This is a genomic window from Aeromonas sp. QDB68 (assembly GCF_027707405.1).
Lineage (GTDB): Bacteria > Pseudomonadota > Gammaproteobacteria > Enterobacterales > Aeromonadaceae > Aeromonas > Aeromonas caviae.
Map to the genome: position 1 here is coordinate 1 of NZ_JAPCIQ010000104.1, position 11,419 is coordinate 11,419.

Below are 11,419 nucleotides of genomic sequence, written 5' to 3' on the forward strand. Positions count from 1 at the left end.
GGAGGTCACATGGAAGATCAGATCCTGGAAAACGGGAATGGTTCCGTTCAGGGCGCTACTTGTGTATAAGAGTCAGACGCTTGATAGTCAAGCTGCGGCCAGCCTGATCAAGGGACTTGTGAGAAGTGTAGTCAGCATCCCCCCCCTGTCGCGGCAGACACCTTTTCAGATCCTGAAAGGGCTGCGCCTTAGTACCGATGGTTCCCCGCCCCAGTATGAACTTTCTTTTATTATGCAAGCTCAAGCCAATCGTGAGCATGTTGCCAACGCGCTTGGCTTTCCCTGCGAGCAGCTACCACCACATTTTCAACTGGTCTTGCGTGTTGGGGAGCAAGAGTACATGGCAGGTGAAGCCTTACTCCGAGGAGACAAATATCAGCTGATAGCCAAACCCCTACCATTGATTCAAGCCTTACATGACTCAGCTCAGCTGATTGTCAGTCGTTGGGGGGCCACACTACATATTGCCAACCTGCCTGGTGGGGAAGAATTAAGTCATGATGAGCCGTTGATCTTTGAGAACACGCCGCCATTTGCTCGCCTGATTGCACAGGGTGATGCTCGGCTCAAAGGATCCTCTGCACTGGTTGCCATTCCCCCCAAGACAATTGTCTTTTCCGAGGAAGGTGAAGCACAAGAGCTCTGCAATAATCTATCGAATGGCATGAAGTTGATGGAACTGCCTGCTGGCGACACTCGGCTCGTTTACCAACGTCAGACATTCAGGGTACACATTTCTTCCTGTGTGCCTGCACTCCCTGATAGCCATTGGACGGGTAATACCATCGAGGCAACCTCCACGCCTGGATTACTGTTCTGTGGTACGCCGCGTCTACGGGTTGTTCAGGAGAGTGGTTATGCCAGTGATGTTCCGTCCCATGAACTTTTTGCCAGCGTACAAAATAGCGAACAGCGGCTTGAGCAAACGAAGGCGCCTGGTTTATGTCGGTTGATCTGGAGAAAAGATCAGCAACGATTGCTCAGTACTCGTGCTGTGATTCTTCCGCCTGATGCAGGGATTACTTACAAACCGGGCATAAGCCCCCTCGAGGGAATAATTCGACTTGTAAACTGGCCTAATCTGCCGGTCCGCTCTGAAACCGAGGAGATAGAACTAAAAACAAAGCACGATGGTTCAGACTTGATTTTGGACTTGAAGAGCAACTCTGCCCGCCCAGTTACCTCTGTGCCACTCAGTTTGCAGTGGCCGGGGGGGGAACAAAAACTGACACTGCCTTTCCCTGCTTATGGCGTCACGCTATTGCGTAATAACACGCCACTTGAAAACAACCAGGTATTGACCATTGGAGAGCTGGTCGGATGCAGAGCCATATTGATGTCAGCCCAAGGAGCAGCACACTGGCGGTTGCGACTATCAACCATTGGACTCAAAAGTCGAACCAGCCTCTCACAGGAAATCAAATATATCGGTGTGCGAGAAATTCGTTTGTTTGAATTAATCCCAAAGATTCAGCAAATGCTTTCCTGCCATCCGAGACTTGATCACACCGTCTTGCTTGAACTGATTCACGGCCATCAGACGCATGCCAGTTTGGAGGTCGGAAGATACTCGACACGCATCTGCCTAGAAAATCACATAGCCTTCTTGAGCGACAATGCCCGAGAAATAATTCTCGAACAAACCGAAGCAGAAGAACTTTTGCAGGCATTACCATTAGCCGAACCAGAGCGTGATCCAGTCAACCTACCATTATGTCTTTCCGAACAGGCATTCACCGGTAACTGGCAAATAGACTTACCAGAAGATGCCGTTGGACCATGGCTAATTTATACGAACGACCACACTCAACTACATTGCAGACCAACGATAGCGATAGCGACAGCCATCAGCCCACCGGATGATTTCTCTCCTCTGCGCAAAGCTCTATGCGAAGCCGACAGTCCAACACGGATGAGTATGCTCAGAACCGCCCTCCAGTTGATGGCTGCAGATCCAGAGAATGAGGATTGGCTAACACTGGAACAGCTCCTAGATAAGTTGCATCACCTGCCTTTGGCCAGTCTGGATATTTGCCAGGCTCTGATCCGTGAACCGCTGGCGCTAGCCATGGCCACACTGCTTCTGGACAATTTCTCCAGTCGGATGGCCGAGCGCCTACCATCTGAACTCCCTTTTGAGTGGCTACTAATAGCCCCAGAACATTGGTTCAGCACCTTCACAAAAATTCGCCAGCAGCTCCCCGCTGAAAATTCGCGCCGATTAGAGGCAATCCGCAATGACATCCAGAGTAAGAGCCACTACTTAGCTCGCTGGCAACCGGCACTGAGCTTTATTTTTGAACAAGGATTCCACCAGTATTTCGGACTCAATAGTCAGGATGTTAGCTTCTTCTTCAAAAACCCGTTGATGCTCATCGAATATTGGCTTGACCATCTGTTCGATGGAGAAAACTCGGCTATGCAGCAAATGTTTCGGCGAAACCCTCCAGAAACGCAACGAGACCTTGATCTCTGTCATGCAGAGCGCGAAGAACTCAGGAGATCAATGTATGGAAACAGGTTGCTCGATAGAAGCAAATTGCCAGTGACGGATTTCAAGCTTGGTGTAGTTATTCGGCCTTTTATGGCGGCCTTCGATGTCTATGCGGGAAAAGGCCAGCTGTGGCAATCCGATCCGGCGCGCTTGTTTAGTCTGAGAACAACTCGCCAACTCGATACCGTCTGGTTTGATGCAGCCTATCAAACCGGCTTAGCCATGGCCCAAACATACTCTATTGGGAAATGAATCTGATGCTTTATCAAAAAAACTATTTTTCCGCCCTGATGACCAACCTGAGTGTACGCAGTGAGCGTGCGGCCCAAGGCCTGCTCGGTCTGGGCAATCCTCATCTACGTCAATTCCTGCATGAGAAGTTGACAGCAACACCGGGAACACCGGGCGCCTGGCTTGCAGATCCAGTCTTCGAATCAACCTTTGGTTGGAAAGAAAGCGATGAAACCATGGCCTCTCTGGCGGGTGGAGAATTACTCCATACACGGCTGGCAAAAGCCATGGCTGAACCGCCAAAAGAGTTGGCCAAGGAATATCATTTCCCCGATAGCCGTCATCCGTTTACCCATCAGCTAGCTGCATGGCAGGTATTGAACTCTCCAGAACCACAATCGTTGGTGGTTACCAGTGGAACAGGCTCTGGCAAAACCGAATGCTTCCTTGTGCCGGTGCTCAATCAGTTGGCGAAGGAGATTGATAGAAATGAAGATCCTGATGGGGTCCGCGCACTGCTCATCTATCCACTGAATGCGTTGATTAACTCACAGCAGAATCGCCTGGATGCCTGGACAGACGGCTTTGATGGGCAAATTCGCCACTGTCTCTATACGGGGGCTCTGGAAAATGAGCGGAAGGCATCTGCTCAGAAGTACAAGGGACAAGTAATCGATCGCAAGAGCTTGCGGGCGCGTCCTCCGCTACTTCTTGTAACGAATGCCACCATGTTGGAATACATGCTCATCCGGAAAGAAGATGAGCCTATTCTACAAAGATCAGCTGGCAAACTACGTTGGATCATTCTTGATGAAGCACACACTCATATCGGCTCACAAGCTGCCGAGATGGCACTGCTGCTACGCCGCGTGATGCTGGCCTTTCAGGTTAATCCGCAGGATGTGCGTTTTGTGGCAACCTCAGCAACATTTGGATCGGATGCCAAAACCATCGAAAACCTGCGCAATTTCCTTGCTGATATCGGCGGTGTTCCACCAGAGCAGGTGCATGTTGTTCAAGGCCATCGGGACATTCCATCTCTGCACAAAGTTAAACCACATACGGAGCAAGACCATCCCGAAGTAATTGCTGCAATAGAGAGTGAGCATGAACAATCAGCCCTACGCTACCAACGCCTTGAAGCCAGTCCAACAGCCCTTCGGATCCGTTCTTTGTTCATTACGGATGGACAATTAAAACCACAAAGTCTGCAGGAGTTAGTACGAATCTCGGGTTTGTCTAAAAAACAACTGCTTACCTGGCTCGACCTGATGTCAGGGACAAAAAATGCCGAAGGTCTATCATTTTTACCGTTACGAGCTCACCTCTTTCACAATGTTATCCCTGCAATTCGAGCCTGTATTGATCGTAACTGCACACATAAAGCCAACACACCGCTGGCGCATCCAGAATGGCCATTCGGCATGGTGTATCTGGAAGAGCGGACCCATTGCAGCTGCGGCGCACCTCTTATGCCGCTGGTCTCCTGCGAGGAGTGTAATGAGAGCTTTCTGCAAACATCGGCCACCAGTCAAGGCAAGCTGATCGACCCATCACAACAACAAATCGATGAGTTTTCTTTGGATGAAGAACAATCAGATATCGAAGAACCGGATAAAGATAGTGAATTATTAAGTCACTCCTTGATCACCAATCGTGTTGTTGACAGTAGCTTTCCAGAGTATCTGGATCGCAGCAGCCAGAGGCTGAGATTTGATGGTCCCAAGGATGAATATATCGAGCTACAAGTATTCAGGAGCACTCAGAATGAATGTCCTTGTTGCGGTTCCTCAATTAGTGGACGCAGCTTGCTCCGCCCTGCGCGCATTGGCGCTCCCTTTACCTTAAGCACAGTGATCGGCACCTTGCTGGAGTTTTGCCCGCAGGATCCCGAGCCCTCCGGCAAGCCCTTCCAAGGCCGGAAACTAATTTCGTTTACCGACAGCCGCCAAGGAACTGCTCGCATAGCAGTCAAATTACAACAGGACTCCGAACGTAACCGGATCCGGGGACTGGTGTATCATAGGTTATTGCAAGCACAGCCAACCAATGCACTTACCGAGGAAGATTTACAGGATCTTCAGGAGTTACTACAGCTTCAAGCCAAACAAAAAATAGGGCGTTTTGAAGAAAAACACTTAAGCAGCTTATTGGCGAAACAAGCCGACGCATCAAAAGGGGCCGAAATCGGTTGGGCGGACATGGTGAACCATCTTGCTGGCACTCCAGAGCTGCAAATGGGTATGTTGGACTACTATAACGGCCTGGCACCAAATACCTTCGGTAAACAAGACAGTATTTCCCTAGCTGGGATGCTACTGGCCCGTGAGTTTTATCGTCGTCCCAAACGAGCCAACAGCCTGGAAACACTAGGACTGGTTCAGGTTTGCTATCCCAAGCTGGCGAGAATTACCAGCACCCCCATGACTTGGCCAGCACGCGCAACTAAAGAACAGTCTATTGAGTCTTGGCGTACTTATTTGAAGGTACTACTGGACTTCTTCGTCCGTGAAAACACCATCCTGAATATAGATAGACGCTGGCAATCCCTGATTGGCGCGCGTATCCGCCCGAAGTGGGTAGTCCCCCCTGTTCTAAACGGTAAAACTGAAAAGCTGTCCGGACGCTACACGCGATGGCCGACCGTCAACACTGTCAACGGTGTTCATTCACGAGCAATTCTGTTGCTCTGCAAGGCGTTTAATTGGTCTCCCTCTTTGCACCAGGATCAGATCGATTCGATTCTTAACGAAGCATGGGTTGCACTCACCCAGCACGCAAAATTGTTGATCTCTTCCGGTGATGGTTATCAGCTCGATTTGAGCGAAATAAGCTTCCGGCTGCCCCATGAGGTCTATTTTTGTCCGGTATCAAGGCGATTTATTGATACTCCGTTCGAAGGGCTAAGCCCCTATACACCTCGCACTGATCGGGAGATGGTTGTGAAAGTCGCGCCTTACACAATGCCGAGACCTCCTGAATCACTTCTGCATGCTTCTGGTGATCAAGGCTTGCTGGGCATCCGCGATTGGCTTAATAACCAACCAGAAATACAAAAATTACGCGAGAGCGCGCTTTGGTCTGATGTTTCAGATTTGATCAACGAAGGCGGGAATTACTTCTGTGCGGCAGAACACTCCGCCCAGCAACCAAAAAACAAACTGGATAAATACGAGGATCAATTCAAAGCCGGGAAACTGAATTTACTAAGCTGTTCAACCACCATGGAAATGGGTGTAGATATTGGTGGTATCAGCGTAGTAGCAATGAATAACGTACCACCTCACCCAGCTAACTACTTGCAACGGGCTGGTCGAGCAGGCCGACGCCGTGAAGGGAGATCTTTGGCACTTGCTGTTTGTAAAAATACCCCTCATGACCAAAGCGTATTCAATAACCCTCTTTGGCCATTTACCACAGCGATGCGTATGCCCAAGGTGTCACTGCAAAGCCCTGAACTGATACAGCGCCATATCAACGCCTGGTTATTATCTCATTGGCTGAAGCACGTTATCGCGGCCGAAGAGATCAAGGCAATGACTTCAGGGGCTTTCTTCCTTGATAACGGGATGCCTATGTCTCTTTCCAAACGCTTCGCTCTGTGGTGTGAGAATCAGGCGCTAGGAGCCGATGATCTTATATCTCAAGCGATCAAGGACATTACCCGGCGTAGCATTCTCAATTCAACTCCACAATCAGAACTGTTAAAACGAGCAAGTAATCGAGTTATTGAGATTACACAGTCATGGTTGCAGGAACATGAGGCAAGTCGGACGCAACTGCAACAAGTCGAAGACAAGAAAGCCGCCGCCTATCGAGCCATGGACGCGCAACTGAACCGGATAGAAAATGAATATCTTCTTAGCGAACTGGCCGATAAGCGTTTCTTGCCAGGTTATGGTTTTCCGACAGATATTGTCAGCTTTGATAATCGCTGTATGCAGACCTTGAAGCTGGATGAAAAGGGTCAGCGGGAGGACAATCGAGCCCGCTATCGTTCGCTTGCCTCCCGAGATCGTATTACCGGACTGCGAGAGTATGCTCCTGGTGCTGAGCTGGTCATGGATGGCTTGGTGTATAAGTCATCTGGCATCACCCTGAACTGGCACGCTCCTGCCTCTGCCGAAAACGTCAAGGAACTACAGCTCTTCAAGAAGGCTTGGCGCTGTGGACACTGTGGGGCCAGTGATACGGCCATCAACCCAGGCCTGGAACTCAACTGTCAAGAGTGTGGATACCCGATTGAGCGCGATCAGATCCATGAATACTTGGTGCCTGCCGGGTTTGCAGTGGACTTCTTTGATGATCCTCACAACGACATCAGCCGACTGCAATATATACCGGTTAAAGCGCCCTGGCTGAATGTGCCTGCTCGCTGGATCTATCTAACCAATCCGGCGTTCGGTATGTTTCGTGCGAGCCAACAGTCTCAGCTATTCCACTACAGTTCAGGAGCTAACCAGAAAGGTTTCGCCATCTGTCTCGAGTGTGGCAAGGCCGAACCCATGTTGAGCTATCCGGACCAATCTGCTGCGGCCAATGAACAGTATCTCCCGGCCATGTTCCGCGAAAAGGCCCAACATCGAAGACTGCGCGGTGGTAAGAACGATAATGGTGAGAACATCTGCCCCGGCAGCAACAATAGCTGGAAGATTAAGCAGAATATCCATCTGGGTCATGACTGCCTGACTGATGCACTGGAACTGGTACTACGAGATCCATTGAGCGGAGAGTTTCTCAATGATGATATCACTGGCTATTCGATTGCTGTCGCGTTGCGAGAAGCCATTGCCGCTTCACTTGGTATTCAAACTGAAGAGCTTGGCTGTGACTGCCATCCAATCCGGGTAGAGGATCGAACTGCTAGAGCCATTCGGGTGTTTGATCTGCGTAGCGGTGGCTACACCACTCTGGCTGCGGAGCAGTTGAATGACGCAAACTTGTGGCAACGGGTTATCGAACGTCTGAGCAGGTGTAATTGCTCGCATGCCTGCCAGCACTGCTTGCTCAGTTTTGATACCCGTTTTGAGGCTGACCGTCTTAATCGCCATGCAGCCTTAGAGTGGATCAATCAGACCTGGCTGACCGGCTTAGCATTGCCTGCCCCCCTTCAAGTATTTGGACCACATAGCCAAGCCGAAATTACAACCTTGCATGAAGCAGTTGAACGAATCATCACGCAGGATGACAGCCCCAAGACCATTGCAGTCTATCTCCTTGCGACCTCCGAGGAGTGGGATCTTGCCGTTGCTCGCCGAATGCGACATCAACTACATAGCTGGGAGCGTGCCGGGCACCAGGTGCAGTTGCATTTTCTCGAAAGCACCTTCGAATCCTTGCCAAAAGATCAGAAGGAATGGTTGGCAAAGCTGGCTATTAACGGAGTTGGGTTATGTTTGCACAAAAGCATTCCCGCTCTTGGAGAACTAACACTAAACATCACAGTACATGGACCGCAAGCTAACATCGCATGGGCCAGCAACAACATTGTCCTTACTGCTCCAGGGCATGACTGGGATCTAGCCTCTGCTGGCTCGCTGATTGTTCGCGGTTGTCCGCCAAACTTGCAGATAGGCCGAGAGCTAAATGCCAGCGAGTTGATACCAGGCAAGTCCCCTGAGCTTATCAAGATCGAGATAGCCGACCAGCTAGATGGCTCCCTCAACGGTTTTGCTGGCAGGTTCTGGGAACATCTTCGAAATGTATCTGATGTTCTTCTTAATGACATCTTTGAGGGCAAAGACCACATCACCGAAGTCACCTATACAGATCGTTATGTATGTAGTCCGCTAGTTGTGAATCATTTGGTTAATGTGATCCATGAACTGGGAGTACGCAGCAGTTCAAGTTTCGCTATCAGAGTTTTGGGACGTCAATATCAGAAGAACGACAACCGGACACCGTGGCAATGCAGGCATGATTGGCTCTCATCTCAGGAGCGGGATGAAGCCATCTGCCAAGCATTGGAATTCTGTGGCCTAGAGGGGGAAGTACTCAGCCTCCACTCCTTACCCCACTACCGACAGCTACAACTTCAGCTTAATTCCGGGAAGCGACTAACTATTCAGTTTGACCAAGGCCTTTCATATTGGGAGGCAGACCGCAGCGAGAAGAGTTATAGACTGAAATTCGATTTCTCTGCTGATTCTCTTGGTGAAGAACTCATTGAGCGAATGCAGTGCAGGGTCGCCGCAGCTGGGGATGAAAACACACAGATTTTTGTTTCTATTGAATGATAAGTGAGTGGCAATGAGGGAGAGTGTAAAAAATCTACATAACTGGCATTCTCACTAACCTTTTGAAAGGACAACAGAATGCCATTATCAGACGAACTGTATGGAGATGATATTCACCTCACAGTTGCCCACAAAAGGGAGTGGTCATACGGCTTCGCACCGGATAACAAAACGGTACCCCTACCGTGTTATCTGGAGTCACCCTATGACCACCAACAAGAAAGTGTAAGGACCCACTGAAATCCTGCTCAGGTCATAATGAGTGGAGATCACAGACATGAGCATTACGATGGACGAAGAAATCAAACGTTGGACCGCCAAGCGCAAAACCGCTTTGGTCATGGACATCATCCAGGGCAAGACCACTGTATCCGAGGCGGCTCGCGGCTTCGATTTAGCTCCCTCTGAAATTGAGGAGTGGGTTAATGACGCCAAACAGGGCATGGAGAACGCTCTGCGCGCCAAGCTGTTGGATATCCGCGAGCAGTACGAGAAGCAACTCAAAGAGCTTCAGGAGGCCTATGGCGAAGCCATGCTGGAGTTACGCGCCAGAAAAAAGTTGGCCTCCCTGCTCGGCGAGGACGACAGATAGTCGCCGATGTTTAGCAGGGATTACGCGCCGAGGGTACCGAGGTCTCCGTCAGTAAAATCTGTCGTTGGTTTGGCTTGCCGCGGCGCAGCTGGTATTACCGAAGCGTCAAGGCAGCGCCCAAGGTTCAGGAGCATCTGGTTACGCCGATCAGTAAGCGCCGCTAAATCGACCTACTTGCCTTCGTTGTATTGCGCCACTTTTTTTGCAATGGGCTCCAGCGGGACGTTCCAGGGGTAATCCCCCCGAAAAACCAGGGTGCTCATAAGTAGAATTTTCCCGTACCTTGAACGCAGGAGGTTCTACATGAAAACATCACGCTTTAGCGATACCCAGATCATCGCCATCCTCAAACAAGCTGAGGCTGGAGCTCCCGTCCCGGAGCTCTGCCGCGAGCATGGCATCAGCACGACCACCTTCTACAAGTGGCGTTCCAAATTCGGGGGGATGGATGCCTCCCTCATGGCTCGACTCAAGGAGCTGGAGGACGAAAACCGCCGCCTCAAGAAGATGTACGCCGAGGAGCGCCTCAAGGCAGAGATCATCACCGAGGCCATGGCAAAAAAGTGGTAACGCCATCTGCCCGCCGGGAGATGGCGACCAAAGCCGTGACTCACTACGCCATATCCATCCGTCTGGCTTGCCGGATCTTCAAGGTCAGTGAAAGCTGCTATCGCTATCAGCCCGTGCTGGTCGATGAAAACCAGGAAATTGCCGATTGGCTGCTACGTATCACGGCCAGCCAGCGCAACTGGGGCTTCGGGTTATGCTTTTTGTACCTGCGCAACGTCCAAGGCTTTGGCTGGAATCACAAACGGGTATACCGGATCTATCGGGCGCTGGAGCTCAATCTGCGGATAAAACCCAGGAAACGGTTGGTTCGGGCTAAGCCAGAGCCGTTGGCGGTTCCCGACCAGCCTAATCAGTGCTGGTCGATGGACTTTATGCATGACCAGCTCAGCGATGGCCGCTCGGTGCGGCTGTTTAATGTGATCGATGACTTCAATCGTGAAGCGCTGTGCATCGAGGTGGATTTCTCCTTACCCGCCTCACGAGTCAAACGGGCGCTGGAGCAGGTGATCACGTGGCGAGGTAAGCCCGCCATTATCCGATGTGACAATGGCCCGGAATACATCAGCGAAGAGCTCAAGCGATGGGCGAAACAGGAGGGGATAACCCTGGGCTATATCCAGCCAGGAAATCCGCAGCAGAATGCCTACATCGAACGTTTTAACCGCACGGTGCGCTACGACTGGCTGGGCCATTACCTGTTTGAGTCACTGAATGAACTACAGGAGTTTGCCACGAACTGGCTGTGGGTTTATAACCATGAGCGGCCCAATATGGCGCTGGGTGGCTACACGCCGAAACAGCGTCTGGCACAGGCCGCATGACCTCTACTTTTGAATGCCCCTAAAAATGGGGGGATTACCCTATTTTGCGCGCCACAAACGCAAACGATTTCCTTCACACTTTCAGGACATGTCATGGCAAAGCAAGATATGGCCGCCCAATCAGGGAACGGCGGCTTTTTGGACTCTTATTTTTCCATTTCCGCGCGCGGTAGCAGTGTGCGTCAGGAGCTGTTGGCAGGGCTGACTACCTTCCTTGCCATGGTCTACAGCATCGAGTTATTGTCAAATCTGGTGTATGGGGTCAGGCGGCATTCCTGTCTGACTCCTCCTGGACCTGTACTCCGTCCTTGAATTTCACGTTGTTCACCACCAACGTCAGCAGCGCAAATCCCTTGAGCCGCTTCCACTTCTTCTGAGCCGAGCCCAGCAGTTTGTAACCGACATTCCGCACCTGATTTAGGAATAAATTTGCCGATAGCGCTCACCCAATACCTCCAAAATGATCTGCTGGTCT

The 11,419-nt window shown here is 50.8% G+C and carries 4 protein-coding genes and 2 pseudogenes; 5 read left to right on the plus strand and 1 reads right to left on the minus strand.

All coding sequences use genetic code 11. The features are described from left to right. Nucleotides 1-61 precede the first annotated feature (61 nt). The 5 genes and pseudogenes from PG892_RS19360 to PG892_RS19380 all read left to right on the plus strand — a co-directional run. Entirely contained in the window at nt 62-2,746 is a 2,685-nt protein-coding gene (locus tag PG892_RS19360; protein ID WP_270825718.1) for an STY4851/ECs_5259 family protein, read from the plus strand. Further along, nucleotides 2,743-8,961 (plus strand): DEAD/DEAH box helicase, encoded by a 6,219-nt coding sequence (locus PG892_RS19365; protein WP_270825719.1) that lies wholly within the window; start codon nt 2,743-2,745, stop codon nt 8,959-8,961. Before PG892_RS19360 ends, PG892_RS19365 begins: the two co-directional genes overlap by 4 nt. Nucleotides 8,962-9,238: 277 nt before the next feature. After that, on the plus strand, nt 9,239-9,553 hold the full coding sequence (locus PG892_RS19370) for a transposase (RefSeq protein WP_113978622.1): 315 nt from the start codon (nt 9,239-9,241) through the stop codon (nt 9,551-9,553). A 303-nt stretch (nt 9,554-9,856) separates the two neighbouring features. Next, nucleotides 9,857-10,944 (plus strand): IS3-like element ISKpn10 family transposase gene (locus PG892_RS19375; RefSeq protein WP_099368947.1). Its coding sequence is split into 2 segments (ribosomal slippage): nt 9,857-10,109 and nt 10,109-10,944, totalling 1,089 coding nucleotides; the frame shifts between segments, so codons are not numbered across the junction. Between the two features lie 93 nt (nt 10,945-11,037). After that, nucleotides 11,038-11,199 (plus strand): annotated as a pseudogene (locus tag PG892_RS19380) (permease); the annotation flags it as partial. 7 nt (nt 11,200-11,206) lie between these two features. Here PG892_RS19380 and PG892_RS19385 read toward each other — a convergent pair. After that, nucleotides 11,207-11,341: pseudogene (locus PG892_RS19385) on the minus strand (IS256 family transposase); the annotation flags it as partial. Between the last annotated feature and the right edge of the window lie 78 nt (nt 11,342-11,419).

Coding starts and splice junctions, on each gene's coding strand:
- PG892_RS19365 (WP_270825719.1), top strand. CDS start 2,743: ATGAATCTGATGCTTTATCAAAAAAACTATTTTTCCGCCCTGATGACC.
- PG892_RS19370 (WP_113978622.1), top strand. CDS start 9,239: ATGAGCATTACGATGGACGAAGAAATCAAACGTTGGACCGCCAAGCGC.